The sequence below is a fragment of the Aurantiacibacter luteus genome (genome assembly GCF_001010945.1).
Lineage (GTDB): Bacteria > Pseudomonadota > Alphaproteobacteria > Sphingomonadales > Sphingomonadaceae > Alteraurantiacibacter > Alteraurantiacibacter luteus.
In genome coordinates this window covers 52,335-76,763 of the sequence record NZ_LBHB01000003.1, presented here as the reverse complement: position 1 = coordinate 76,763, position 24,429 = coordinate 52,335, and the positions used below count along the sequence as shown (strand labels likewise).

Genomic DNA, 24,429 nt, shown 5'->3' with positions numbered 1-24,429 from the left:
TAACCGGATCAAGAGGGCCGCCCGGGAAACCGGGCGGCCTTTTTTTCGTCAGAATACCGCGGGAACCCGGCGCACGACGGCGATCGGAGATCCCTCGTCGTCGGGCACGCGGACCTCGGTGAAGGGCTCGCCGAACCAGACCACCGTGCTGTCGCCGTCGCGCGCGATGCGGGTGGCGGTCAGGTAGCGCAGTTGCAGGCGGAGGTAGTTGTCGGTGCGGCAGAGGTCCGATGCGGTCTCGTCGCCGCATTCCAGCGGACGGCCGGTTTCGTGCAGCGCGCTCGCCATGCGCAACAATTCAACGCCCTGCTCGTCCTCGATCCCATCTGCGAGGGTCGCATAGTCGGCAAATTCGCAAGGGTCGGCAGGCGCAAGTGCGACCTGGCGACGGGCATAGGCCGAGCGGGTCGAAAGGCCATCGGAAATCCCCGCCGTCACGTCCCAGCGCACGCGCTGGCAGGCATCGCCCATCCGCACGGGACGCTCCAACAAGGCGTAGTCGCGCATTCCCGGGGGCGTCATGCCCATCGTCCGGTCGACGATCTCGACGATCTCGGCATGGTCGCGCTCTCCCAGCAGGACCAGGCCCATTTCGGCAGGCGCGCGCCCCTCGAGGGTGGAAACCCACTCCGCATCCTGCGCGGCGACGGGCGCGGCGGGAATGCAAATGGCGGCGAGCGCGGCGCCGGCGAATGTCCTGTTCATGTGTGGTCCCCTGAAAACCTGACCCCAATCCTTGCGCCCGCGCATGAACGCCCGATTAAGTTTCAACGCATTACCATCATGCCCTTCTGCGCCACCACGATGAACGCGGCGAGCAGCATCAGCGACCAGATCATCGTCAGCCAGTCGAGGGGCGCGGGAGCGGCCACGAAGCCGAGGTGGGCGAGCATGGCCCAAGTGCCGCCGATCAGCGCCAGCAGGTAGAAGGCGACCATACCGGTCTGCCGGCCGACGGCGCGCATCAGTTCGTCCTGCAGCTTCAAGGTCTTCACCGAGAGCACGACGGCAGCAACGCTCAATACGGCGTACAGGGCCACGGCAGTGCCCGGCGCTATCGCGCCGTCGGCACCGCCAAGCGCCACCACCGCAAGCGCCGCGCCCATCAGGGTCATGCCGAGCCCGCTCATGGTCAGCATGGCGCGCTGTTCGCGGAGTTCGTCGGCATCCTCGACATTGAGGAACGTCGCTCCGGCGCGCGGGAAGGCGATACCGGCGAGTATGCCGAGCCCGGTAATGGCGTAGAGGATGGCCACCAGCAGCGCGATTTCGCGCGAGGGATCGAAGGCGCCAAAAGCTCCGCTGTCGGCCAGTTCCATCCCCGCCATCGCGCCGAGAAAGCCGACGACGCCGCCCAGAAAGAGGGCAAAGGCGGTCTTCTTCAGGCGGCGCTTGCGGTCGGCGGCTTCGATGTTGGTCGTCGTGTCGGTCATGCCTCGGGCTCCCACTCGTCGATGAAAAGGTCCGGAACGGCAACGGCGAACAGCTTCGCCATGCGCAGCGCCAGCGGCAGGCTGGGATCGTACTTGTCGGTCTCCACCGCGTTGATCGTCTGCCGCGACACGCCGAGCCGCCGGGCGAGTTCGCCCTGGCTCCAGCCCGCCCGCTCGCGGTGTTCCTTCACGCGGTTCTTCACCGAATCTCCAACCTGCCTGTAAAGAGCTCTTTACTGTAAAGACCTCTTGTCAGTCAAGAGCTCTTTACAAGTACCGCAAGCTCCTTTCCTACAGCTGTGCTTGCTGCCTAGCCCCGCCGCCCCACATCGCATTCCAGGAGCTCACCATGCGCCGCAAGCCCGTGTTTGACATCATCCGCCGCCTTCTCGGCCGCCCGCTGCGCCAGCGCGAGGTCAATGCCATCGACGCCGCGCTCGACGGGCTGAGCCGGTCGGACGAGGGCGCCGCGTCTGCTCCCCCGTGGCAAATCGGGCCCGAAGGCGTGGCTCTCATCAAGCGGTTCGAGGGCTGCGCGAGGCGGCGCGCGGACGGCGCTTTCGAAGCCTATCCCGACCCCGGCACCGGCGGCGCGCCATGGACGATCGGCTGGGGCGCGACGGGACGTGACCACGTACACGGCGGGCGCATCGCCCAGGGCACCGTGTGGAGTGCGGCGGAGTGCGAAGCGCGCCTCGAAAGCGATCTCGCCCGTTATGCCGCCGAGGTCGCGGCGGCCATCGGCGACGCGCCGACCACCCAGAGCCAGTTCGATGCCATGGTCAGTTTCCATTATAACACCGGTGCGATCGCCCGCGCCACGCTTACCCGCAGGCACAGGGCGGGCGACCATGCGGGCGCGTCGCGTGAGTTCGATCGCTGGTGCTTCGCTGGCGGCCGCGTCATGAAAGGCCTTGTCCGCCGACGTGCCGCCGAAGCAGCGCTCTATCGCAAACCCGGGTAGACTCGTCGCGGGTTGCCGGAGGTTAACCTTCGGTCGGAACTTACCACCATTGTATCGTGTTTCATGGGGCAAAGGAGTTCTAACCATGAAATTCTGGATAGCAACAGTCTCGGCACTGGCGATGGCGGCAACGCCCGCTCTCGCGCAGGGCAACGGAAACGGAAACGGCAACGGCCAGGGTCGCGGCAACGGCCAGCAGGCCCAAGGCAACGGCGGCGGCGGCAACGGCAACGCCCAGCGCGACAATCGCGGGGGCGGGCAGGAGATGCGCGGCAACCGTGGCAACGGCAACGGCAACGGCAATCGCGGTGGCGGCGGTCAGGACATGCGCGGCAACGGCAATCGCGGTGGCGGGCATGATGCGCGCGGCAACGGCAACGGCGGTGGCAACGGCCAGGCCATGCGTCCGCAAACGCGTGGGAATGCCGGGAATGGCAACGGCAACGGAAACGCCGACCGCGCCGTCCGCGTGGAAACGCGCGGCAACGACGGCTACCGAGTCGACACGCGCGACGGTCGCTACGCCGATTACGGCCGCGACTATCGCGACTGGAACCGCGACCGCGACGGCGATTTCTTCGATTACGTCAACACCCGCAACTACGCCCCGCTCGACGGGTGCCCGCCGGGTCTCGCGCGCAAGAACAACGGCTGTAACCCTCCCGGCCAGCTGCGCCAGAGCGGCGACTGGGACCGCTATAGCGACCGCTACTCGCGTTACTCGCCCGACTGGTGGGGCCTGTCGCGCTACGACAGTGGCAACTACTACTACAACGACGGTTACCTGATGCGGTACGACGGCAACCGCGTGGGCGGCTACATCCCGCTGTTCGGCGGTGCGCTGTCGGTCGGCAACCCGTGGCCGTCGAATTACGGCTACAACTCGATGCCGCGGTACTATTCGGACTATTACGGTTTCGGCAACGATTACCGCTATGCCGACAACGTGGTCTACCGCCTCGACCCGCAGACCTCGGCGATCCAGTCGATCGCGGCGCTGCTGACGGGCAACGACTTCGTGGTGGGCCAGCCAATGCCGCGCGGTTATGATGCCTACAACGTGCCTTACAGCTACCGTGACCAGTATTACGATACGCCGGACAGCTATTACCGTTACAACAACGGTTACGTGTACCAGGTCGACCCAACGACGCAGCTCGTCCAGGCCGCTATCGAGTTGCTGCTGTGAGGGGCGCGATGATGGGCAAGGCCCGCTTCCTCGCACTCGCTTCGGCCCTCGCGCTCGGCCTTTCCGCCTGCTCCTACGATCCGGTGGACGAGGAAGCGGCGGCAACCGGTGAAGGCGCGGAGATGAGTTCGGAGACGCTCTCGGCGCTGATCGCCTCGGGCGATGGGCTCGACACGGTGAAGGACCTGATGAACGATGCCGGCCTCGCCGACGCTTTCGACGGGAACGCGCCCTATACCGTCTTCGCCCCGACCGACGAGGCAATGGCTGCGCTCGGCCCCGATTTCGAGGGCGAGGAAGCGCGTCCGGCGCTGCTCGCCGTGCTGCGCGACCACATCGTGCCCGGCTATATGACGATCGAGGACATCACTGCCGCGCTCGAGCGGGGCGACGGTTCGGTGGAAATGCAGACGATGGGCGAGCGCACGCTGACCTTCACGCAGGACGGCGATGCCGTGACCGTGAAGCAGACGGACGGCGACCAGGTGGCGACGCTTGGTCAATCGATGCAAGGCACCAACGGCGTAGTCTATCCTGTCGATACCGTGCTGACGGATTTTGATCCCGAAGGCTGACCGTAAAGGCAACGACAAAGGGGAGCCGCCCGCCGGGCCGCTCCCCTTTTTCGTGCCTGCTCGGCACGGGTCCGTTCAGTAATCGCGCCGGTATTCGGCCGCCACGCTGTGCCGCCCGATGGTGCTGATCGTCGCCAGCAGGTTGAGCCAGCTGGTCACTCGGAACTCGCCGTTGGTGGCCGAATAGCCAGCGCCGTCGGTGATGATCTCGACGTAGAAGCGGCGGCCGAAGTTCTTGCCCAGCGCGATGGCCGTGCCGCGGTCCAGCGCCGGGTCGGCGGGGACGATGCGCAGCCGGTCGAGACCGATGGCATCGCGCAACTGGTTGATCGGGCCGACTCCGCTTCCACCGCGTAAGGAAGCCACCGCCGCGCCCAATTGCAGGGCATCGGTGGCCGAGAGGTTGGTGATCGATCCGCCGAACAGCAGCCGCGCCAGCAGCTCTTCCTCCGGCAGGGCCGGGATGGAGGAGAAGGTGATGTCGGGCTGGCTGGCGTTGCCGCGCACCGCGACCGAGACGCTGAGGTTGTCCACCTCGGTTTCCGCCAGAAGGTCGATGCGCGGATCGATCGGCACGTTCTGGTCGAAGAAGATTTCGCCCCGGGTCAGCTCGAAGCGGACCCCGGCGAAGGAGTAGCTGCCCTGCCGCGGCACGACCTCGACGTTTCCATCGAGCCGCGGATCGTCGGTGGTGCCGCGGATCTGCAGGTTGTCGGTGCGCCACTCGCTCTCCAGCCCCATGCCGTCGACCATGATGCCGCCGGGCGCGTTCACGTCGATGAGGTAGCGCCACGGCGCGCTGGCGGCGCGGGCGGGGGCCCGGTCGGCAGGAGCGTTGATTTCGCGGGTGCGGACACGCGGCAGCGAGGCGATGGCTTCCGCCGCGCCGCCCAGCCGCCAGCGCGCCTCGTTCGCGCGCAGCCGCCCGGCGATGGTGCCGCCCACGCCGCTCGAAACGATGCGCATCGGGCCCGTCACCGTCGCGCCCATGTTGGCCAGGTCCATGATCTCGGCGTTCACCGCGGCGAGGCGAATGTCCATCTGCGGCCCGCGCTCGGCGGTGATGCCGCCGAGGTCCACGAAACCGCTGCCCGACACCCGCCCGCCATTGGGCGCGGTGCCGGCAAAGCTGGTGAGGTTGAAGCGCGGCCCGGTGAAGCGCCCGCGCGCCCGCACCCCGGTCACGTCGGTGCCGGTCAGCGCGCTCCTGACCCGCAGGGCATCGCCTTGCAGCGAGCCGCGCAGCTGCGGATCGCCCAGCGTGCCGGTCACGTCGGCAGCCACGGTGAGCGGACCGGTGATATCGAGCAGGTCGATGGCCGCCAGTCGCCACAGTGCGGAGGCATCGCCGTTGTAGCGCAGCTGGCCCACCAGGTTGCCGCGATAGAGCCGCTCGGTCAGCGCGCCCGACTGCGGCAGGTTGGCGATGCGCGCCTGCAGCCGCCCCTGCGCGCCCTGCCCGTCGGACAGGACGGCGCGCGCCTGAAGCTGGGTTTCCGACAGGTTCGCCACCAGCGCCACGTCGAGCGGGCGCGAGGAGAGGAGCGCGCTCGAGCGGGTGAAGTCATCGATCCGCAGCCGCGCCTCGCCCGTCGGCAGGCCGTTCGCTCCGCCGGCGAAGTCGATCGTGCCCGACATGGTGCCGCCCACGCCCAGCTCACCCGCCAGCACGTCGGAGATGTCGAGCGGCAGGTTCGCGAGGCTGACGTTGCCCTGCGCCGGCTGGCTGCCACCGAAGCGGCCGCTGGCCTGCACGAAGCCGTCGCCGAAGCCGATCTGCGTGCGCTGCAGCTCCCACCCGCCGTCGGCGAGCCTGGTCAGCACCGCGCGGCGCGGCATGGTGATGTCGCGCCCGTCGTAGGAACCGTCGAGCGCCACCGCGATCCGGTCGGGCGTTGCATCGCCGTTGACGAGCAGTTCGAACCGGCTGCCGCGCCGCCCGGTCAGCGCAGCGTCGAAGTGGCCGGTGCCGTTGACGACCTCGGCGCGCGCGGCAAGGCGGCCGATGAAGATCTGGCCGTACTGCAGCCCCTGTAGGCTGGCGTTGCCGGTGACGGTGGTGTTGCCCTCGGCGATGACCCCGCTTGCATCGAGCCGGCCGCGCGCGATGATGAGCGGGGTCGCGCCACCGAAGCGCGCGTCCTGCGCGGTCAGGTCGATGTCGAAGCCTTGCCCGCCGCCGCGCACGGCGAGCGCGATGGTGCCGTCGATACCGCCGCGCGAGAGGGCGAGATCGCCCGCCACGCCGCCCTCGACCAGCCGCAGCAGGCCCTCCACCCGCGTCTCGGCCACATCGAGGCGCGAGATGTCGATGGTGGTGTCGCCATTGGCGGCGATGTTCAGGTAGAGCAGCCCGTCGAACGGCCCGAGCAGCGATCCGCCGCTGGTCTCGATCTCGAACCCGTTGTCGGTCGGCGCGAGGGTGACGCGCACGTTGGAGAGGCCTGCGGACGGCAGCGGATCGGCGAAGACCAGCGTGGCGCGGGGGCCGTCGGCGGCGATGGCGGCCTCGACCGTGAAGGGGCCGTAATCGACGTGCCGGCCGGAGCCCGCGAGCGTGGTGCGGCCTTCCTCCACCCGCCCGTCCAGCCGCGCCGTCAGCTTGCTGGCGTTGACGTTGAAGTTGCGGAACGCGAGCGGGCTCGTCCCGCCCAGCGACAGCCCGCCGTCGAAGCGGATGTTGCTGCCCGCGAGGTTGGTCAGCGTCTCGTTGGTAACCCGGTCGAGCCTGCCCATGACCTCGGCATCGAGCCGCCAGGGCGCACCGCCGCCGATGGCGAAGTCGATCCGCGCGCCTGCGTCCACCGTGCCGAAACCGTCGAACGGCAGGTCGGCGATGTTGATCGGCCCGGTCACGCGGGTGAGCCCGGTCTCGAGATTGCTGTTTAGCCCCAACCGGCCTTGCAATCCCTGGAAGCGGACGGCGAGATTGTCCGACAGGATCTCGCTGCCGGCATAGACGAGCGTGCCCGCGATGGTGCCGTTGACGAGGCGCGGATCGAACAGCTCGTTGCCGCTGACCACGCGGCCGACCGTCGCATCGACCGGCACCACGAAGCGCGTGCCGTCGTAGGTCAGCGTGCCGCGCTGGGCGACATCGGTCAAAATCGTGCCGCCCGCGTCTATTTCCGCCACGCGCAGGGTGTGGGGGATCACCAGTTCGCGGAACGGCCCGTCGAGCGTGAGGTCGATCTCCGCGCCGCTGAGCGACACGTCCTCGGAGAACAGGGTTTCGTCGAGCAATTGCGCGCGCAGCTCGACGCCATCGAAGGCGTTGTCGGCTAGGTCGATGGCGCCGGAACCGTCGGCATTCACGCCCTGCCCGCGCAGGGTGAATTCGCCTTCCAGCACGCTGGCCTCCAGCGTCCCGGTCGCGCTCAGCTGGACGAGTTCTCCAAGCGCGCGGGCGGGCAGGCCCTCGACGAAGCCGCCGGGCCGCGCGCTACCGACGATGCGGTAGGTGCCGCTCTCGTTATAGACGTCGAAGTCGGCGATACGGCTGGTGCCGCCCTGCACAGCGAGGAAGTCGCCCGCCCAGGAGGTCCAGGTGCCGTCGCCTTTCAGCGTGACGGCGAGGCTTTCCTCGGCCCCCACCATCGTCGCAAGGAAACCGCCTGCAGGCGCGCGCCAGTCGAAATCGAGGTCGAAGCGATTGCCGTCGGGCTCGGCGTTGACCAGCGCGGTAAAGGCGTCGCCGCCCTCGAACACGCCCTGCGAATCGAGGAAGACCAGCCCGTCGCGGATCTGCGCCTCGGCGGAGAAGTCGATCGTCCGCTCCTCGCCCAGCAATCCTTCGGCCACGGTCATGTTGTCGATCACGAACCGATCCACGCTGATGTCGAAATCGGGCAGGATCGGCGCGTCGGGATCGCCCGGAGTCAGCTCCGGGATGGCGTAGAGAACCGCGTCGGTGGCGACGAGGTGGCGCACGTCGAGCCCGCCGAAGAACCAGTTGATGGGTCGCCAGTTGAGGTCAACCGTGGGGATTTCGAGGAACAGCGTGCCGTTGGCATCGCGCAGCTTCACGTCGTGCAAGGTGGAACTCCACAGCACCGAGCCCTCGATGCTGCCCACCTCGACGCTGAGGCCCGATGCGGGTGCGACCTTGGCGATCTCGTCGACAATGAACTGGCGGCCGGGCGGGGTGTGGAGAAATGCGACGGCGAGCACGAACACGCCGACGATCCCGAGCAGAATCCAGCCCACGGTCTTGGCGATGATGCGCGGCACGCTGCGGCGGCGATGCGCCGGAGCATCCTCCACCACCACCGTCTCGTCCGCTGTCGCCTCGCCTGCCATCAGAAGGCCTGCCCCAGCGCGACGTAGACCGCCACCCAGCTGTCGTTGGGGCCTCGGTTCAGCGGCACCGCGACATCGAGGCGCAGCGGGCCGAAGCCGGTGGCATAGCGCACGCCCACGCCCGCGCCGATCTTGATGGTACCAAAGTCCGGCGTCTGCCCCTCGCTGACCGAGCCCGCATCGATGAAGGGCACCACGCTGACCGCGCCGTCGAGGAAGCCGGTGCGGATGCGCGCCTCGGCGCTCAGTTCGACCAGGCTGCGACCGCCCGTGGGAATGCCGAAGTCGTTGACCGGGCCAATCGAGCGATAACCATAGCCGCGCACCGACCCCCCGCCACCCGCATAAAGCCTGCGCGAAGGGGCGATGCCTTCAAGCTCTGCGCCCGGAATGCTTGCGAGGCGCACACGGCCCGCTAGCACGGTGCTCTCGCCGATGGACTGGTAGTAGCTCGCGTCCGCCTGGCTGCGGACGTAGAAGCTCTGCACGCCCTCGTTGTCCGATGCCTCTGGCGAGAGGCGCAGCGATGCGCGGAAGCCGCGCGTCGGGTCGAGCAGATCGTCCGACTGGTCGATCTGCGCGAAGAGCGGCAGGGCGGCGACGAAGTAGGTCTCGCGCCGCAGCGGATTGCCGTCGATATCGACTTCGCTCTCCTGCGAGGCGACGAGTTCGAGGCCGGCCGACCAGCTGAATTCCTTCTGGAACAACAACGTACTAAGCCGCTCGAAATTGGCCACCAGCGAGACGGTGCGCGCATCGTAAAGGTCGTAGTCGATAGTGCTGGCAAAGGCGTCGACCGTCAGGATGCGGTCGCGCCCGCCGAAGTTGTTCTTGCGGAAGGTAATGCCGGCGAGCTGTTCCTGCGTGCCGGCGATGCCACGCAGGCGCAGCAGCCCTTCGGGCGGGAACAGGTTGCGGTGTTCCCACATCGCCTCGACGCGGATGCCTTCCTCGGTGCCGAAGCCGATGTTGCCTGCCAGCGTGCGCAGCGGCGCCTCAGTCAGTTCGGCGGCGATGTTGACCGTGCCCGGCTGGTCGCCGACCGGCTCCTCCACCACCACCGGGGTCAGCTGCACGGAGCCGACGATGCCGGTCGCCAGAATCGCCCGGCGCAGGTCCATCTCGTCGCTGCGCTGGTAGATGTCGCCGGGATCCCAGCGCGCGATGTCGCTAAGGTGATCGCCGGAGAGGAAGTCCGGCAGGTTCGAAGTAACGACGCCGAAGTTGTACTGCCCGCCCGGCTCCACTGCCATGGTGAGGTCGCCCTCCACCCGCGCGTGGTCGACGAGCAGTTCGGGCTCCTCGATGGCGGCGAAGGGGAAACCGTTTTCGCCCAGCGCCACGTCGAGATCCGCCTGCTCGGTCTTGATGTCGTCGAGCGAGATCGGGTCGCCGGGAAAGACCTCGAAGGTCTGCCGCAGCATCTCGTAGTCGTCGCCCGCCGCGGCGAGATTGCCGAGGTCCACCGCGCCGATGGTGTAACGTGCGCCGGGGATGACATCGAAGCGCGCCGCCGGACGCTCGAGGTCCTGCTCTTCCTCCGCCACGACGTTGCCGACGGAACGGATGACCTGCGCGTCATAATAGCCGTAGACGCGCAACATCTCTTCCAAAAGCGCCTGGTCGCTGCGCGCCTGCACGGCGAGGCGGGCGATGTTGTCGTCGTCGTCGAGGTCCTCGATGGTCGAGAGCGCCTTGAACCTGTCGAGGAACTCGTCGCGTTCGGGGAACAGCGAATTTTCGCTCGGGAATACCAGGATCAGCTCGTCCGATATGCGCTCCTCGCTGCCCATCGGGAGCGGCGGGATTTCCTCCTCGAAGGTGACGAACTCGACCGGCTCGGCATCGGGCTCCAGCGGCCCGAGTTCGGGCAGGTCGATCTGCTCGGGCCAGGGGATGGATACCAGGTTCTCGTCGAGCGGCGCGTCGGGATCGAGCGGCAGCGCGGTATCTTCCTCGGCCTGCGCCTCGGCGGAGGTGCCCTGCGCCGCCCATGCCTCGGGGTCTTCGACCGCGCTATCGGGGATCAGGTCCTCGAGGCTCGGCGTGTCCTGCCGGTCCTGCGCGCGGGCCGTCTCAACCAGCAGCGGCTGGGCGGCGAGCGCCAGCGCGGCGGCGAGCGCGGTGGAGCGGCAGGCCAAGGCGCGGATGGCGTCAGGTGAGCTTGTATTCGGCCTGCAAACCGGGGGTGTTGTCCTTCGATCCGCCGTCGGGCGCAGGGACGCGTTCCACCCCGTCGCGGGCTGCGGCTCGGCGGATGAGGGCATCCTGTTCGGCATCGGACATGCGCCGCCAGCCGTCGGGTCCGAGCCTTTCGAGCGGGCGGAAGCGGACCTTGTACTGCATCCGCTCGGCCCCCTCGACCCAATAGCCGAGATAGACATAGGGCAGCGCGGCCGCACCAGCGCGGCGAATATGGTCGAGAATGACGTAGGTCCCAAGCCCGCTACGATCCTTACACTCCGGGTCGTAGAACGAGTATATCATCGACAACCCGTCACCCTGCCGGTCCATCAGACACGCCGCGACCAGACGACCCGCCCCACCATTGCCAGAACTTTCCCGATATTCAACGACAAAGCTCGATACGCTGGTGTGTTCGACCATGTCGGCGAAATCGACCTCGTCCATCGCCGCCATGCCCCCGCCGGGATGGCGCGCTTCGAGATATTTCTGCAACAGTTCGAACTGTTCCGCCGTGGCCCAGGGTCGGCATTCCGCGCTGACGAGATCGTCGTTGCGCTTGAGGTTGCGCTTCTGCGAGCTGGAAGGGCGGAAATCGCGCACCGCCACGCGCACCGACACGCAGGCCCGGCAATCGGCGCACGAGGGGCGATAGGCAACGGTCTGGCTGCGGCGAAAACCGATGCGGCCGAGCGCATCGTTCAGCTGCTCTGCATGAGGGCCGCGCAGTTCGGTGAACACCTTGCGCTCCGTCTTGCCCGGAAGATAGGGGCACGGCGCAGGGCTCGTCACGAAGAACCGGGGAAAACGAACGGGAGCCGTCACTGCGCTGGGCGATCCTCTGTCTCTGTCAGGCGTCCGGAACGGACACGCCCTCATGGCACGAGGGAATCGTCCGGTTGAACCATGTTAACCACAAAAGATGCGGCAATTGGAGAATATTTCCACAAGTGGCTGCCGCGATGGAAGTTAATGGGCCAAAGCGGGTCAGTTGAGTTCGACCGCGCTCACCTGGTAGCCCTTCGCGGCCAGCGAGGCGATCAGCGCTTCGATCTGCCCACGGTCGCGCGCCTCGCACTCGATGTCGGTCACCAGCCCCTTGGCAGGCAGGTGGGTAAAGATACGCTGGTGGTAGATCTCGATGATGTTGACACCGTGGCGGTCGAACTCGGCCATCACCTTGAACAGCGCGCCGGGGCGATCCTGCAGGGTGATCCTGAGCCGCGCCAGCCGGCCAGAACGCGCCAGGTCGCGCAACAGCACGTTGGCCAGCAGCCGGGTATCGATGTTGCCGCCGCACAGCACCAGGCCGACGGACTTGCCCGCGAACCGCTCGGGATAGGCAAGCACCGCCGCCAGCCCCGCCGCCCCCGCACCTTCCACTACGGTCTTCTCGATCTGCAACAGCAGGCTGACCGCGGTTTCCAGTCGCGGTTCGTCGACCAGCAGGATGTCGTCCACCACGGCGTCGATCACTGCCTGGGTGAACTTGCCCGGCTCCTTCACCGCGATGCCCTCTGCCAGCGTGTCGCCGCCGAAGGGCAGGTCCTCGCCGTGAAAGGCGTTATAGGAGCTGGGAAACAGCCGCGCTTCGACCCCGACCACTTCGACCGGCGACGCCTGTGCCTTGGCCACCGTCGCCATGCCGCTGATGAGCCCGCCGCCGCCGATCGGCACCACGATGCAGTCGAGATGCGGTGCGTCCTCGAACAGTTCGAGCGCCACGGTGCCCTGCCCGGCGGCCACGTGCGGATCGTCGAACGGGTGGACGAAGGTGAGGCCCATCTCCGCCTCCAGCTTGCGCGCGTGGGCGCTGGCCTCGTCGAAGGTCTCCCCCTCCAGCACCACCTGCCCGCCGACCGCCTCGGTTTGCATGATCTTCACCGCGGGGGTGGTGCGCGGCATGACGATGTGGACGGGCACGCCGAGCCGGGTGCCGTGGTAGCTGAGGCCCTGCGAATGGTTGCCCGCCGAGGCCGCGATAACACCGCGCGCGCGCTGCTCGTCGGACAGCTGCAACAGGGCGTTGAGCGCGCCGCGCTCCTTGTAGGCGGCGGTGAACTGCTGATTTTCGAATTTCAGCCAGATATCGGCGCCGGTGATCTTCGACAGCGTGATCGAATGCATGGTCGGCGTGCGGACAACGGCGCCGGCAATGCGGTCCGCCGCCGCGCGGATGGTGGCGAGATCGAGCTGCGGGGCGAGGCTGGTCGGTTGGTCCATAACGCCCGGGGGCCTAGCGCGGGGGGCCGGGCATAGGAATAGCCATTGCCTACGCCGCGGCAAAGATTGCCTTTGGCGCGCTTTGTCGGCATCGACCCGCCCTATGAGCAAGATCGCATTTCTTGGCTTGGGCGTAATGGGTGCGCCGATGGCCGGCCACCTCGCCAGAGCGGGTCACGAAGTCACCGGTTACAACCGCACCGCCTGCCGGGCCGAAGCCTGGCAGGCCAGGCTGGCGGACGAGGGATTGGACGTCGCCATCGCCCCCACTGTGCGAAAGGCGGTCGCCGGATGCGACGTGGTGATGGCCTGTCTCGGCAACGACGACGATGTGGCGGAGGTCATGCTGGGCGAGAACGGCGCGCTGATGGCGATGGGCGATCCCGCGCTGTTCATCGACCACACCACCGTCTCCCCCGCCCTCGCCCGCGAATTGCACGATGCCGCGATCCAGCAGAATGTCGATTTCGTCGATGCCCCGGTCAGCGGCGGGCAGGCGGGCGCGGAAAATGGCAAGCTCGCCATCATGTGCGGCGGCTCCAAGCAGGCGATGGAGACCGCGACCCCGATCCTGCAGGCCTACGCCGCGCGGATCGTGCACATCGGCGAGGCGGGCGCGGGGCAGACCTGCAAGGCGGTTAACCAGCTGTGCATCGCGGGCGTGCTTGCAGGGCTTTCGGAAGGCGTGCGGCTGGCGCAGGCGAGCGGCGTCGATACCGACAAGGTGCTCGAGGCGATCTCGGGCGGCGCGGCGCAGAGCTGGCAGATGGAGAACCGGTGGCAGACGATGGTGAGGGGCGAATTCGATTTCGGCTTCGCCATCGACTGGATGCGCAAGGACCTCGCCATCGCGCTCGCCGAGGGGCGCGACCTCGGCCTCTCGCTGCCGACCGCGGCGCTCGTCGACCAGTTCTATGCCCAGGTGCAGGCCATGGGCGGAGCGCGGCAGGATACCAGCGCGCTGATCCGACATCTCCCGGAAGGAAAATCGCAGTGAAATTCGCCCTGTTCGCCGGCGCCGCAGCGCTGCTCGCCCTCCCCGGTGCCGCGCTGGCCGATACCTGGATCGACAACGTCGAGGGCATCTCCATAGACGCCGAGGGCCGCGTCGACCGCTTTGCCGGGCTTGTGGTGGACGAGCAGGGGCGCATCTCGGAACTGCTTGACCGTGGCGACCGGCCCACGCGCGAGATCGACTACCGCGTCGATGGCGAGGGCCGCGTCATGGTGCCGGGCTTCATCGACGCGCACATGCACGTCATGGGCCTCGGCCTCGGCACGCTGACGCTCGACCTGTCCGAGACCAACACTCTCGAAGACGCGCTGGTGCGCATCGCCACCTATGCCGCCGCCAACCCGGAGCGGCCTTGGATCATCGGGCGCGGCTGGAACCAGGAGCGCTGGGGTCTCGACCGCTTCCCCACCGCCGCCGAGCTCGACGCCGTCGTCTCCGACCGGCCGGTCTGGCTGGAACGGGTGGACGGCCACGCGGGCTGGGCCAACTCGCTCGCTCTTACGGCGGGAAATGTCGTCGCCGCCACGCCCGACCCGGCAGGCGGCCGCATCGAACGCCGTGCCGGGGGCCGCGCGCCCGCGGGCGTGCTGGTCGACGGGGCGATGAGCCTCGTCGCCGATGCCGTGCCGCCGCCGCTGCCCGAAGACCGCGACCTCGCGCTCTACAACGCTCAGGCCATCCTGCTGGAAAACGGCGTGACCGCGGTGGCCGACATGGGCACCACCATCGACGACTGGATGAGCTTCCGCCGCGCGGGCGATGCCGGGTGGCTCAGGATGCGGATCATGTCCTACGCCGATTCGGTGCCCTCGATGCTCACCATCGGCGGGCCGGGGCCGACCCAGTGGCTCTACGACGACCGGCTGCGACTGAACGGGGTCAAACTCTATCTCGACGGCGCGCTCGGCTCGCGCGGGGCGCTGCTGAAGGCCGACTATGCCGACGCGCGCGGCAATCGCGGCCTCGCGCTGATGAACGGCACGCAACTGCGCAACCTCATCAGCCGCGCTGCGCTCGACGATTTCCAGGTCGCCATCCACGCCATCGGCGATGCCGCCAATGCCGAGGCGCTCGACGCCATCGAGGAGCTGTCGGGCGACTACGGCGGCGACCGGCGCTGGCGCATCGAGCACGCGCAGGTCGTCGATCCGGCGGACCTGCCGCGGTTCGGCCGCCACGACATCGTCGCCTCGATGCAGCCCGTCCACCAGACCTCCGACCGCACGATGGCCGAGGCGCGGCTGGGCGAGGAGCGCCTGGCGGGCGCCTATGCCTGGCGCACCATGCTGCAGAACGGCGCGCATCTCGCCTTCGGCACCGATTCGCCGGTAGAGCCTGTCGATCCGCTCGCCGGGCTCGCAGCCGCGATCAGCCGTACCGATGCCGCGGGCGAGCCCTTCGGCGGCTGGCACCCGGAACAGACCGTCACCCGCGAACAGGCGCTGGCCGCCTATACCGCCGGTGCCGCATGGGCGGGCTTCGCGGACGGGCGCTTCGGTCGCCTTGTCCCGGGTGAGCGCGCGGACTTCGTGCTGCTTTCCGCCGACCCGCTGAACGGCAGCCCGGAACAACTGCGCCAGATCCGTGTTCTGGAGACTTGGATTGCCGGTCAAAGGGTCTATGACTCTGAAATCGCCAGTCCACTGGTGGATAGACCTGTCGGTCGCTAACGAATTTTTAGTTCGCAATTGTCATTGGCCTGCGATAGGGCTAACCGACGATTACGATTCAAATGGGAAGGTGCAGATGATGAAGAAGACGATGACCGCGCTTGCCGCAGCCAGCGCGCTGGTGGCGACGCCCGTCCTGGCGCAATCGGTCGACGCTACGCGCGCTCCGGCCCAGGTCGAACAGAATGCCGAGCAGATGCGTGGCGGCAATGGCGGCGGTGTGCTCATCGGCCTGCTTGCGCTGGCCGCGATCATCGCCGGTATCATCATCGCTGTCGGCGGTGACGACAATGAGGATCTGCCGACCAGCCCGTAACAGGTTGGCGACAAGCCGAATTTGAAAACGGGGTCCTTCGGGTCCCCGTTTTTTTTTGGCTTGTCGCGGGGCTTCGAAGTTATTCGGTCGGTTCCGACGCGGAAACGACGGCCGACGTTTCACCGCCAGTCCCGTTCTCTTGCTCCGCGCGTCCGTCCGCCGCGCGCTTTTCCTCGCGTTTCATCAGCAGCAGCGATCCCTCGAACAGGACGAGCAGCGGCACTGCGAGCATGATCTGGGAGATGACGTCTGGCGGGGTGATGACGGCCGCCACGGCGAAGATCGCTACGATGACATAGCGCCGCGCGGACACGAGCTGCTCCCGGCTGACCAGCCCCGCGCGGTTGAGCAGCAACAGCAGCACAGGGAGCAGGAAACTCACCCCGAAGGCGAGAATGAAGCGCATCACCAGGTCGAGGTAATCGCCCATCGCCGGCAGCGCCTGCGCCTGCAACCCGCCCGCCTCGCCCTGGAAGCCGAGGAACCAGGTAAAGGCCAGCGGCATGACCACGAAATAGGCCAGCGCCCCGCCCATCGTAAACAGCACCGGCGTCGCGATCAGGAATGGCAGGAAGGCGCGCTTTTCCTTGGCATAGAGGCCCGGCGCGACGAAGGCCCAAAGCTGGTTGGCGATGATCGGAAAGGCGAGGAAGAAGGCCGCGAACAGTGCCACCTTCACCTCGACGAAAAACGCCTCGTAAAGCCGCGTGTAGATCAGCTGGCCCTGTCCCGCAGGAAACGCCTGCGTCAGCGGGCGCACCAGCCAGCCGAAGATGATGTCGGCAAAATAGAAGCAGATGGCGAAGGCGACGAGGAAGGCGAGCACGGCCTTCACCAGCCTTCCGCGCAGCTCGATCAGGTGATCGAGCAGCGGCGACTGTGTGTCGTCGAGGTCGGAAATCTTGAACGCCATCAGTCGGGCTTGTCCGATGCCTCGGCAGGCGGTGTGGCGGTCGAATTGGCTGGCGACAGGCCCGGCGCCTCAACCATGGCCGCCATCCGCGCCTCATCCTCGGCGGCAGCCGCCTTCTTTGCCGCGATAATCTCCGCGTCGCGCTCGCTCATCTCCTGCAGCGCGGCGGCGCGTGCGGGAGGATAGGCGCCGGTCGGCTCCATGGCCGCGGCTTCGGCAGGGGCGCCATCGGGATGTTCGCGCATGATCTTCTCGTTCTGCGCCTTCCACTTCTTCTCCATGTCCTCCAGCTCGGCCTCGCGCACCATCGCGTCGAGACCGGAGCGGAAGTGACCGGAGAGCTTGCGCATCTTGCCGATCCAGCGGCCCGCGGTCCGCAGCGCCAGCGGCATGTCCTTGGGCCCGATCACCAGGACCGCGACCACCGCCACGAGGAGGATCTCGGTCCAGCCGATGTCGAACATTGCTGGGCCCCCGAGGCGGGATCAATTGGCGGTACGGTCGACCGGCGAGACTTCGCCGCTTTCGGTCGAGGCGGGCGCAGCCGACGAGGCTGGCGCCGAGGCCGGCGGCTCGATCCGGGCGCTGCTCTCGGAGGGCTTGCGCGTCTCCTCGTTCATGCCCTGCTTGAAGCTGCTGATGCCCTTGCCGAAGTCTCCCATCATCTCGGAGATGCGCCCGCGCCCGAACAGGACGAGGACGACGATGGCGACGATCAGGATCTGCCAGATACCGGGCTGCATGGGATGTTCCTCGAATTGCCTTGATGGACCGATCTAGGCGCTGTTGTCGGGATTTTCCAGCGCTTGTACGCCAGCGGACTCATACAGTCGTTCCTCCGCCTCGGCTACGTCCGCCGCTGCATCGGCCTCGGCAGCGGCGGCGGCGGCGAGCTGATCTTCCTTTTGCGCCACCATCTCGTCGTAGGCATCGTCGACGGGATCGAGCAGGCCGGCGGCCTTGAGTTCGTCGAGCCCCGGCAGGTCCTTGCGCGATTCGAGGCCGAAGTGGACGAGGAAATCGGGCGTGGTGGCGTAGATCACGGGGCGGCCGGGCACCTCGCGGCGGCCCGCGGCGCGCACCCAGCCCGCCTCCATCAGCACGTCGAGCGTGCCCGCGCTGGTCTGCACGCCGCGGATCGCCTCGATCTCGGCGCGGCTGACGGGTTCGTGATAGGCGATGATCGCGAGCACTTCCGTCGCCGCGCGCGACAGGCGGCGGGCCTGTTCCTTCTCGCGCCGCAGCAGGTGGGCGAGATCGGGCGCGGTGCGGAAATGCCAGCGCTTGCCGTGCTCGATCAGTTCGATGCCGCGCCCGGCATAGGCGGCGCGCAGCTCGGCCAGCGCCTCGGCAACGTCGGCATCGCCGAGATGCGCGGATATCTGCTCGCGCGTCATCGGCTCCTCGGCGGCGAAAAGGCAGGCCTCCACCGCCCGCGCGAGATCGGAGACGCGGCTCGTCAAGCCGCCACCCGCCGCAGTTCGAGCGGGCCGAACACCTCGTCCTGGCGTATCTCCGCCTTGCCCAGCCGCGCCAGTTCGAGCGCGGCGAGGAAGCTGGAGGCGAGTGCGCTCTTCCTGAGGCGCGGGTCGGCATCGGCGGGCAGGAAGCGGCGAATGTCCAGCCATTCCACCGTCACGCCGAGCATGGCGGAGACGCGCTGGATTGCTGAATCGAGCGTCATCACCGGCCGGTCGGCGACCATGTGAACCACCGGCTCGGTCCGCAGCTTGACCTGCCCGTAGGCGCGCACGAGCTGGTACCAGTCGCACTGCCACTGGTTCTTGCGCAGCACCTTCAGCCCCTCGGGCGCGCCGCGCGAAAAGACGTCGCGGCCCAGCCGGTCGCGGCCCATCAGCCGGGCACCCGCCTCGCGCATGGCGCCGAGGCGTTGCAGCCGCAGTTGCAGGCGCAGGGCCAGTTCCTCGGGGCTCGGATCCTCCTGCTCCTCGCGCGGGAGCAGCAGCGCGGACTTGAGGTAGGCGAGCCAGGCCGCCATCACCAGGTAATCGGCGGCAACCTCCAGCCGAAGCGCTTCGGCTCGCTCTATATAGGCGATATACTGGTCGACCAGCGCGAGGATGGAGATCTCGCGCAGGTCCACCTTCTGCCGCCGCGCGAGGTCGAGCAGCAGGTCGAGCGGCCCCTCCCATCCGTCGAGTTCGAGGTAGAGGGCGGCATCGTCGGGCGGCGCGCCGGCAGGGCCGGTCCATTCGTCGCCATCGGCCCCGGCGGCACCGACGAGGTCAGCCTCGTTCACGCCGCTGCCCTGGCGGCTTCGAGCAGGGCATCGCGCTTCGCCACTAGCTCGGCGCGCGGCGGGCCATCGGCGACCTTGCCCGCCCCCTGCATCGCCCGGTCGAGCCGCATGGCGGCCGCCCCGGTGATGACGGGCAGGCGTTCGGCGGTCGCCGCCATGTCGTCAATCCGGGCCCAGCAGTTTAGCACCAGGTCGCAGCCCGCGGCAATCGCCCGCTCCGAACGCTCGGCGATGCTGCCGTCGAGCGCTTCCATGTCGATATCGTCGGTGAGTAGAAGGCCGCCGAACCCGATGCGCTTGCGGATGATCTCGCCGATGACCTTTTCGGACAGCGTGGCGGGGTTGTCGGCATCCCAGGCGGTGAAGCGGATGTGCGCGCTCATCGCCATCGGGGCATCGGCCAGGCGCTGGAAGGGCGCGATGTCCGCGGCCAGCTCATCGTCGCTCGCCTCGACCAGCGGCAGGCTCTTGTGGCTGTCGACCGTCGCGCGGCCGTGGCCCGGCATGTGCTTGATGCAGCCGACCACGCCGCCGCGCGCGAGGCCATCGAGCACCGCGCGCCCCAGCGCGGCCACCTGCATCGGCTCGCGGCCCAGCGCGCGGTCGCCGATCACGTCGTGCGCGCCCTCCACCGGCAGGTCGAGCAACGGCAGATAGTCGACGGTGATGCCGACCTCGGCGAGGTCGAGGGCGATGGCCTGTGCGTTGCAGCGCGCCGCCTCGATGGCACTGGCGGGGGCGATGTCGTAGAGCGCGGCGAACTGGCCCTGCGGCGGATAGCTGTCCCACACGGGCGGCTTCATGCGCGAGACGCGCCCGCCCTCCTGGTCGATCGAGATGAGCAGGTCGCTGCGCCCGTGCAGGTCGCGCAGGGAATCGGTCAGCGCGCGCAGCTGCTCGCGGTCCTCGATATTGCGGCCGAACAGGATGTAGCCCGCCGGGTCGGCGCGCCGGAACAGCGCACGCTCCTTCGCGGTCAGCTTGGGTCCGGAAAGGCTGAAGATCGCGGGCGTCATCGGACTGAGAGGATTCGCACAAGTCCCGAGCCGCGGGCAAGGGTTTGCGCCCTGCCCGCGGGGGAAAACGCCCCGGCCACGCGGCGAGCCGAGTCGCCCGCACCCGGACTAGCGGATGTAGCAGTCTCCGCCCGCGTTGCGGATCGAGCGACAGGTCGCTTCGCCCGCGTCGCGGCTGGCGGCCACGGCCTGCAGGCGGAACACCGTCGCGCCGTTGACCTCGCCCTCGAGCACACGGTGGCGCATGCCCGACAGCGCGGGATAGCGCGAGGTGGCCGTGGCCCATGCTGCATCGGCATCGGCGCGGCTGCCGAAGGCGCCGATCTGCACGTAGACCTCGCTGCCGGAAGCAGTCGCCGTGGCACTGGCGTCGGGTGCCGGGGCATCCTCCCCCTGGTCGCGGTCGATCGAGGGGCGAACCTCGCCCTCGTCGCCGATGATGCCGCGGGTCGACTGGCCCTCGGCCACCTCGAAGGCTTGGTCGCCGGTGCCGGCCACCTCGGCCCCACCGGGATTCTCGGGCCGTTCCTTGTACGCCTCCTCGGGCGCCTCGATGGTGCTGCCGTCGGGCATCAGCTCGGGATCGGCCTTGTCGCGGGTGAAGTACCACACCGCGCCCAGCAAGAGGGCCACCACGGCGAGGCCGAACAGCGCATAGACGACGATGCGCCAGTCGAAGCCGCCCTCGTCCTCGTAATCGTCGGCTTCGAGCCAGGGGAGCTGTTCGTCATCGTCGGCGAGCGCGAGCTGGCCGTCGTCGTCCCACTCGGTCCCGGCATCGGCGAAGTCGCCTTCCCCGAGGGACCCCTCGTCGTGGTCCAGCGGCGGAAAGTCGTCCTTGTCGCCCGGGTTCGTCATAGCTCTACAGTTCCTCGACCGCCTCGACCCCCAATAGCGCGAGGCCGTTACGAATTACCTGCCCGATCCGGGCCGCGAGGAAAAGTCTCGCCCCGGTCAGGGCGGCGTCCTGTGCCACGATGAACCGCTTTTGCGTGTCGGCGTTACCGAGGTTCCAGAAGGCGTGGAGGTCGCCCGCGAGGTCGGCGAGGTAGAAGGCGATGCGATGCGGCTCGCGCGTGCGGGCGGCCATCTCCACCTCGCGCGGGAACTGCGCCGCGCGCTTGACCAGCGCCATGTCGTCCTCGCCCAGCAGGCCCAGGTTGTCGGCCGACGGCGCGAAGCCTTCTTCCGCGCCCTTGCGCAGGATCGAGCTGATCCGCGCGTGGGCATACTGGACGTAGAAGACCGGGTTGTCCTTGCTCTCCTCCACCACCTTGGCGAAGTCGAAGTCCATCTGCGCTTCCGGCTTGCGGGTCAGCATGGAGAAGCGGACGACGTCCTTGCCCACTTCCTCCACCATGTCGGCGATGGTGACGAAGTTGCCGCTGCGCTTGGACATCTTGGCCGGCTCGCCGTCGCGCAGCAGTTGCACCATCTGCACCAGCTTCACGTCGAACGGGATTGCCTTGCCTTCCCCCTCGGAAAGCGCGGCGACGGCGGCCTTGATGCGCTTGACCGTGCCGGCATGGTCCGCGCCCCAGATGTCGATCAGCTCGTCCGCGCCTTCGGCCTTTTGCATGTGGTAGGCAAGGTCGGCACCGAAATAGGTCCACTTGCCGTCAGACTTGCGGATCGGGCGATCCTGGTCGTCGCCGAATCTCGTGCTGCGGAACAGCGGCAGCTGGGTCGGCTCCCAGTCCTCCGGCGGCTCCTTGCCCTTGGGCGCTTCGAGCACGCCGTCGTAGACGAGGTCGTGCGCGCGCAGCCAGGCCTCGGCGGCCTCGGGCTTGCCCGCCGCCTGCAAAGCGGCCTCGGAGGAGAAGACGTCGTGCTCGATGCCGAGCAGCTTCAGGTCGGCGCGGATCATGTCCATCATGCGCTCGACGGCAAAGGCGCGGAAGATCGGCAGCCATTCGGCCTCGGGCGCGGCCTGGAAGCGGTCGCCGAATTCTTCCGCCGCCGCCTTGCCCACGGGCACGAGGTAGTCGCCGGGATAATAGCCCTCGGGGATGGCGCCCACGTCCTCGCCCAGCGCCTCGCGGTAGCGCAGGTGCGCCGAGCGGGCGAGCGTGTCGACCTGTCCGCCGGCATCGTTGACGTAGTATTCGCGCACCACCTCGTGGCCCGCGTATTCGAGCAGGCTGGCCAGCGCGTCGCCCACCACGGCGCCGCGGCAGTGACCCATGTGCATCGGGCCGGTGGGGTTGGCGGAGACGTACTCGATGTTCACGCGCCGGCCCTCGCCCATGCCGGATTTGCCGTAATCCGCGCCCATCTCGGCGATGGCGTGCAGTTCGTTCGTCCAGTTGCCCGGTGCGAGACGCAGGTTGATGAAGCCGGGGCCGGCGATCTCGGCGCCGGCGATCAGCGGGTCCTTTTCGAGGTGGCCGACGATCTTTCCCGCCAGTGCGCGCGGATTGGTGGCGGCGGGCTTGGCCAGCACCATGGCGGCGTTGGTGGCGAGATCGCCGTGGGCCGGGTCGCGCGGCGGCTCCACGCTGACGTTGCCGCGCGGCGTACCGGGCGGCAGCACGCCCTCGTGCTCGAGGGCGGTCAGGACGGCGTCGATCCGGTCGGCAAAGGCGGCGTAGAGGGTGTGGTGCTGAGGCATGGGCGCGCGGTTAGCGCGTTTGCCGCCGTTGCGAAAGCGCCCTTGGCTGGCCCGGCCTACCGCGTCGCGTTGTAGCGCAGCTGGTCCTCGGTCAGCTGGAAGCCGATCAGCAGGTCGAAGGTCGCTCGCGCCACGGCGGCGCGCACGTCGGGCTGGGTCAGCGGATCGATCGCCGCCGTCTCGTCACCCGCGCGGCGGCGCGCGGTGATGCGCTGGCGGATATCCTCGGGGATCGTCGCCTCGGCCCGGTCGACGTAGGATCCCGCGCGGCCGCTCGCCTGCGCGCGCGCCTGGCCGTCGGCGAAGTTCAGCGTGACGGTGCCCACCCGCTTGGCGACCACGGTGTTCCCGCCCCGCATCACGGTCGAGAAATAGGGCAGCTGCACGGTGCGCGCGCCCGCGGTGTTGCGGCGCACGCCGACGACGTCGAACGTGGCGTCGGTATAGACCAGCGCGCCCTGGTCGTTGCAGGTGGAGCGCACGTTGGTGATCGCGGCGGTCACGTCCAGCGCATCGGCCGTGCGCGCGTCGGCGGGGGAGAAGGTGGTCACGTCGCCGGTGTAATCGGCAATGCCGACCGCCGGGCAGACCGAACGCAGCGCGGTGATGCCCACGCCCTGGTCGACCACGATATCGCCGTCCTTCTTGCATCCGGCCAGAAGAGCGGCACTGCCGAGGGCAGCCATCATTGCAATCCGCGCGTTCATTCCCATTCCTTGATCCACATGGAAGAGCAGCCCCTAGCCCTTTCGCCCAGCGGCCACAACAGCTAGAGAGGCCCGCATGAACGCCCCCTTTCAGGACCCTGCCGCAGGCCAGCGCAAGCTGCCGCTGACCGTGCTGATCGCCGCGCCGCGCGGTTTCTGCGCGGGAGTGGACCGTGCCATCGAGATCGTCGAGCGCGCGCTCGAACGCTACGGCGCGCCGGTCTACGTGCGGCACGAAATCGTGCACAACCGCTTCGTGGTCGACGGATTGCGGGCCAAGGGTGCAATCTTCGTCGAGGAGCTCGACGAGGTGCCCGCCGACGCGCCGGTCGTGTTCAGCGCACACGGCGTGCCCAAGTCCGTGCCGGCCGAGGCGGAGCGGCGCGAGATGATCTATCTCGATGCCACCTGCCCGCTCGTCAGCAAGGTCCACCGCCAGGCCGAACGCCAGATCGAGAAGGGGCAGCACATCCTGTTCATTGGCCACGATGGCCATCCCGAGGTCATCGGCACGATGGGCCAGGTGCCCGAGGGGCACATCACGCTGGTCGAGACGGTCGAGGACGTGGCCCGGCTGCCATTCACGCAGGACGACGAACTCTCGTTCCTTACCCAGACCACCCTCTCGGTCGACGATACCGCCGAGATCGTTGCCGCGCTGATGGCGCGTTATCCGCAGATCGTCGCGCCCAAGGCCGAGGACATCTGCTACGCGACGTCCAACCGCCAGGCCGCCGTCAAGGCGATGGCGGGAAGCTGCGACCTGCTGCTGGTGATCGGCGCGCCCAACTCGTCGAATTCGCTGCGACTGGTCGAGGTGGCCGAGCGCATGGGCACCGATGCCAGGCTCATCCAGCGTGCCAGCGAGATCGACCCGGCTTGGCTCGATGGCCTGGGCACGGTGGGCGTCACCGCCGGAGCCTCCGCGCCCGAGGTACTGGTGCGCGAGGTGATCGACCGGCTCGCCGAATGGCGCGCCATCGACGAGCAAACGGTGGTCACCACCGAGGAAAAGATGGTTTTTAAGCTGCCCCGCCAGCTGACCGAATAGGCA

At 68.2% G+C, this 24,429-nt stretch carries 24 protein-coding genes; 7 read left to right on the top strand and 17 right to left on the bottom strand.

Features of this window, described 5'->3' with window-relative positions; genetic code table 11:
• Window positions 1–48: 48 nt before the first annotated feature.
• The 4 genes from AAW00_RS12040 to AAW00_RS15540 all read right to left on the bottom strand — a co-directional run bounded on the left by AAW00_RS12040 (window position 49) and on the right by AAW00_RS15540 (window position 1,768).
• Entirely contained in the window at window positions 49–705 is a 657-nt protein-coding gene (locus AAW00_RS12040; protein ID WP_047004693.1) for a hypothetical protein, read from the bottom strand.
• 62 nt (window positions 706–767) lie between these two features.
• Window positions 768–1,433 (bottom strand): hypothetical protein, encoded by a 666-nt coding sequence (locus AAW00_RS12035; RefSeq protein ID WP_047004692.1) that lies wholly within the window; start codon window positions 1,431–1,433, stop codon window positions 768–770.
• Window positions 1,430–1,636, bottom strand: a complete 207-nt coding sequence (locus AAW00_RS12030) for a helix-turn-helix transcriptional regulator (protein ID WP_047004691.1) — start codon at window positions 1,634–1,636, stop codon at window positions 1,430–1,432. Before AAW00_RS12030 ends, AAW00_RS12035 begins: the two co-directional genes overlap by 4 nt.
• Window positions 1,637–1,666: 30 nt before the next feature.
• A complete protein-coding gene (locus AAW00_RS15540) occupies window positions 1,667–1,768 on the bottom strand; it encodes a 2Fe-2S iron-sulfur cluster-binding protein (protein WP_156170066.1) in 102 nt (33 codons plus the stop codon).
• Between the two features lie 14 nt (window positions 1,769–1,782).
• Here AAW00_RS15540 and AAW00_RS12025 point away from each other — a divergent pair, with 14 nt between their 5' ends.
• The 3 genes from AAW00_RS12025 (at window position 1,783) to AAW00_RS12015 (ending at window position 4,161) form a co-directional block, all read left to right on the top strand.
• Window positions 1,783–2,397, top strand: a complete 615-nt coding sequence (locus AAW00_RS12025) for a lysozyme (protein WP_047004690.1) — start codon at window positions 1,783–1,785, stop codon at window positions 2,395–2,397.
• 85 nt (window positions 2,398–2,482) lie between these two features.
• A complete protein-coding gene (locus tag AAW00_RS12020; protein ID WP_156170065.1) occupies window positions 2,483–3,586 on the top strand; it encodes a hypothetical protein in 1,104 nt (367 codons plus the stop codon).
• Between the two features lie 8 nt (window positions 3,587–3,594).
• The gene (locus tag AAW00_RS12015; RefSeq protein WP_052761929.1) at window positions 3,595–4,161 is read left to right on the top strand and encodes a fasciclin domain-containing protein; all 567 of its coding nucleotides are present in this window, start codon (window positions 3,595–3,597) and stop codon (window positions 4,159–4,161) included.
• 75 nt (window positions 4,162–4,236) lie between these two features.
• On the opposite strand, the gene AAW00_RS12010 is transcribed toward AAW00_RS12015, so the two are convergent.
• The 4 genes from AAW00_RS12010 to AAW00_RS11995 form a co-directional block, all read right to left on the bottom strand.
• The gene (locus AAW00_RS12010; protein WP_052761928.1) at window positions 4,237–8,460 is read right to left on the bottom strand and encodes a translocation/assembly module TamB domain-containing protein; all 4,224 of its coding nucleotides are present in this window, start codon (window positions 8,458–8,460) and stop codon (window positions 4,237–4,239) included.
• On the bottom strand, window positions 8,460–10,601 hold the full coding sequence (locus AAW00_RS12005; RefSeq protein ID WP_241461731.1) for an autotransporter assembly complex protein TamA: 2,142 nt from the start codon (window positions 10,599–10,601) through the stop codon (window positions 8,460–8,462). Before AAW00_RS12005 ends, AAW00_RS12010 begins: the two co-directional genes overlap by 1 nt.
• Window positions 10,602–10,614: 13 nt before the next feature.
• Window positions 10,615–11,469: an arginyltransferase gene (locus AAW00_RS12000; RefSeq protein ID WP_047004688.1), complete on the bottom strand. Its 855-nt coding sequence runs from the start codon at window positions 11,467–11,469 to the stop codon at window positions 10,615–10,617.
• A 162-nt stretch (window positions 11,470–11,631) separates the two neighbouring features.
• On the bottom strand, window positions 11,632–12,867 hold the full coding sequence (locus AAW00_RS11995; protein WP_047004687.1) for a threonine ammonia-lyase: 1,236 nt from the start codon (window positions 12,865–12,867) through the stop codon (window positions 11,632–11,634).
• A gap of 103 nt (window positions 12,868–12,970) precedes the next feature.
• Between AAW00_RS11995 and AAW00_RS11990 the strand changes: the two genes are divergently transcribed.
• From AAW00_RS11990 to AAW00_RS11980, 3 genes are all read left to right on the top strand, one after another.
• Window positions 12,971–13,864, top strand: a complete 894-nt coding sequence (locus AAW00_RS11990; protein WP_047004686.1) for an NAD(P)-dependent oxidoreductase — start codon at window positions 12,971–12,973, stop codon at window positions 13,862–13,864.
• Window positions 13,861–15,552: an amidohydrolase gene (locus tag AAW00_RS11985; protein ID WP_241461730.1), complete on the top strand. Its 1,692-nt coding sequence runs from the start codon at window positions 13,861–13,863 to the stop codon at window positions 15,550–15,552. Before AAW00_RS11990 ends, AAW00_RS11985 begins: the two co-directional genes overlap by 4 nt.
• A 76-nt stretch (window positions 15,553–15,628) precedes the next feature.
• Window positions 15,629–15,868, top strand: coding sequence for a hypothetical protein (locus AAW00_RS11980; RefSeq protein WP_047004685.1), 240 nt, complete (start codon window positions 15,629–15,631; stop codon window positions 15,866–15,868).
• 79 nt (window positions 15,869–15,947) lie between these two features.
• Here AAW00_RS11980 and tatC read toward each other — a convergent pair whose 3' ends face one another.
• From tatC to AAW00_RS11935, 9 genes are all read right to left on the bottom strand, one after another.
• Window positions 15,948–16,781 (bottom strand): twin-arginine translocase subunit TatC, encoded by an 834-nt coding sequence (gene tatC, locus AAW00_RS11975; RefSeq protein WP_047004684.1) that lies wholly within the window; start codon window positions 16,779–16,781, stop codon window positions 15,948–15,950.
• The gene (gene tatB, locus AAW00_RS14690) at window positions 16,781–17,245 is read right to left on the bottom strand and encodes a Sec-independent protein translocase protein TatB (protein WP_082125061.1); all 465 of its coding nucleotides are present in this window, start codon (window positions 17,243–17,245) and stop codon (window positions 16,781–16,783) included. Before tatB ends, tatC begins: the two co-directional genes overlap by 1 nt.
• 21 nt (window positions 17,246–17,266) lie before the next feature.
• Complete coding sequence (gene tatA / locus AAW00_RS11965) at window positions 17,267–17,524, bottom strand: twin-arginine translocase TatA/TatE family subunit (protein ID WP_047004683.1); 258 nt, start codon at window positions 17,522–17,524, stop codon at window positions 17,267–17,269.
• 33 nt (window positions 17,525–17,557) lie between these two features.
• Window positions 17,558–18,244, bottom strand: a complete 687-nt coding sequence (gene scpB / locus AAW00_RS11960; protein WP_047004682.1) for an SMC-Scp complex subunit ScpB — start codon at window positions 18,242–18,244, stop codon at window positions 17,558–17,560.
• Window positions 18,241–19,041, bottom strand: coding sequence for a segregation and condensation protein A (locus AAW00_RS11955; RefSeq protein ID WP_047004681.1), 801 nt, complete (start codon window positions 19,039–19,041; stop codon window positions 18,241–18,243). Before AAW00_RS11955 ends, scpB begins: the two co-directional genes overlap by 4 nt.
• Window positions 19,038–20,057 carry a beta-N-acetylhexosaminidase gene (gene nagZ / locus AAW00_RS11950; protein ID WP_047004680.1) on the bottom strand — a complete coding sequence of 340 codons (1,020 nt, stop codon included), beginning with the start codon at window positions 20,055–20,057 and terminating at the stop codon, window positions 19,038–19,040. Before nagZ ends, AAW00_RS11955 begins: the two co-directional genes overlap by 4 nt.
• 108 nt (window positions 20,058–20,165) lie before the next feature.
• Window positions 20,166–20,915 (bottom strand): SPOR domain-containing protein, encoded by a 750-nt coding sequence (locus AAW00_RS11945; RefSeq protein WP_052761927.1) that lies wholly within the window; start codon window positions 20,913–20,915, stop codon window positions 20,166–20,168.
• Between the two features lie 4 nt (window positions 20,916–20,919).
• Window positions 20,920–22,668: an arginine--tRNA ligase gene (gene argS, locus AAW00_RS11940; RefSeq protein WP_047004679.1), complete on the bottom strand. Its 1,749-nt coding sequence runs from the start codon at window positions 22,666–22,668 to the stop codon at window positions 20,920–20,922.
• A gap of 56 nt (window positions 22,669–22,724) precedes the next feature.
• Complete coding sequence (locus AAW00_RS11935; RefSeq protein ID WP_047004678.1) at window positions 22,725–23,375, bottom strand: hypothetical protein; 651 nt, start codon at window positions 23,373–23,375, stop codon at window positions 22,725–22,727.
• 76 nt (window positions 23,376–23,451) lie between these two features.
• Here AAW00_RS11935 and ispH point away from each other — a divergent pair, with 76 nt between their 5' ends.
• Window positions 23,452–24,426 carry a 4-hydroxy-3-methylbut-2-enyl diphosphate reductase gene (ispH, locus tag AAW00_RS11930; RefSeq protein ID WP_047004677.1) on the top strand — a complete coding sequence of 325 codons (975 nt, stop codon included), beginning with the start codon at window positions 23,452–23,454 and terminating at the stop codon, window positions 24,424–24,426.
• The last annotated feature ends 3 nt before the right edge of the window (window positions 24,427–24,429 follow it).

What these genes read in the sequence shown, in the direction of transcription:
- AAW00_RS12040 (WP_047004693.1), bottom strand. Translation starts at nt 705, where the DNA reads ATGAACAGGACATTCGCCGGCGCCGCGCTCGCCGCCATTTGCATTCCC.
- ispH (WP_047004677.1), top strand. Translation starts at nt 23,452, where the DNA reads ATGAACGCCCCCTTTCAGGACCCTGCCGCAGGCCAGCGCAAGCTGCCG.
- AAW00_RS12025 (WP_047004690.1), top strand. Translation starts at nt 1,783, where the DNA reads ATGCGCCGCAAGCCCGTGTTTGACATCATCCGCCGCCTTCTCGGCCGC.
- AAW00_RS11980 (WP_047004685.1), top strand. Translation starts at nt 15,629, where the DNA reads ATGATGAAGAAGACGATGACCGCGCTTGCCGCAGCCAGCGCGCTGGTG.
- tatB (WP_082125061.1), bottom strand. Translation starts at nt 17,245, where the DNA reads ATGTTCGACATCGGCTGGACCGAGATCCTCCTCGTGGCGGTGGTCGCG.
- AAW00_RS11990 (WP_047004686.1), top strand. Translation starts at nt 12,971, where the DNA reads ATGAGCAAGATCGCATTTCTTGGCTTGGGCGTAATGGGTGCGCCGATG.
- AAW00_RS11935 (WP_047004678.1), bottom strand. Translation starts at nt 23,375, where the DNA reads ATGAACGCGCGGATTGCAATGATGGCTGCCCTCGGCAGTGCCGCTCTT.
- nagZ (WP_047004680.1), bottom strand. Translation starts at nt 20,057, where the DNA reads ATGACGCCCGCGATCTTCAGCCTTTCCGGACCCAAGCTGACCGCGAAG.
- AAW00_RS11995 (WP_047004687.1), bottom strand. Translation starts at nt 12,867, where the DNA reads ATGGACCAACCGACCAGCCTCGCCCCGCAGCTCGATCTCGCCACCATC.
- tatC (WP_047004684.1), bottom strand. Translation starts at nt 16,781, where the DNA reads ATGGCGTTCAAGATTTCCGACCTCGACGACACACAGTCGCCGCTGCTC.
- AAW00_RS15540 (WP_156170066.1), bottom strand. Translation starts at nt 1,768, where the DNA reads ATGCGATGTGGGGCGGCGGGGCTAGGCAGCAAGCACAGCTGTAGGAAA.
- tatA (WP_047004683.1), bottom strand. Translation starts at nt 17,524, where the DNA reads ATGCAGCCCGGTATCTGGCAGATCCTGATCGTCGCCATCGTCGTCCTC.
- AAW00_RS12020 (WP_156170065.1), top strand. Translation starts at nt 2,483, where the DNA reads ATGAAATTCTGGATAGCAACAGTCTCGGCACTGGCGATGGCGGCAACG.
- argS (WP_047004679.1), bottom strand. Translation starts at nt 22,668, where the DNA reads ATGCCTCAGCACCACACCCTCTACGCCGCCTTTGCCGACCGGATCGAC.
- AAW00_RS12010 (WP_052761928.1), bottom strand. Translation starts at nt 8,460, where the DNA reads ATGGCAGGCGAGGCGACAGCGGACGAGACGGTGGTGGTGGAGGATGCT.
- AAW00_RS11945 (WP_052761927.1), bottom strand. Translation starts at nt 20,915, where the DNA reads ATGACGAACCCGGGCGACAAGGACGACTTTCCGCCGCTGGACCACGAC.
- AAW00_RS12035 (WP_047004692.1), bottom strand. Translation starts at nt 1,433, where the DNA reads ATGACCGACACGACGACCAACATCGAAGCCGCCGACCGCAAGCGCCGC.
- AAW00_RS12015 (WP_052761929.1), top strand. Translation starts at nt 3,595, where the DNA reads ATGATGGGCAAGGCCCGCTTCCTCGCACTCGCTTCGGCCCTCGCGCTC.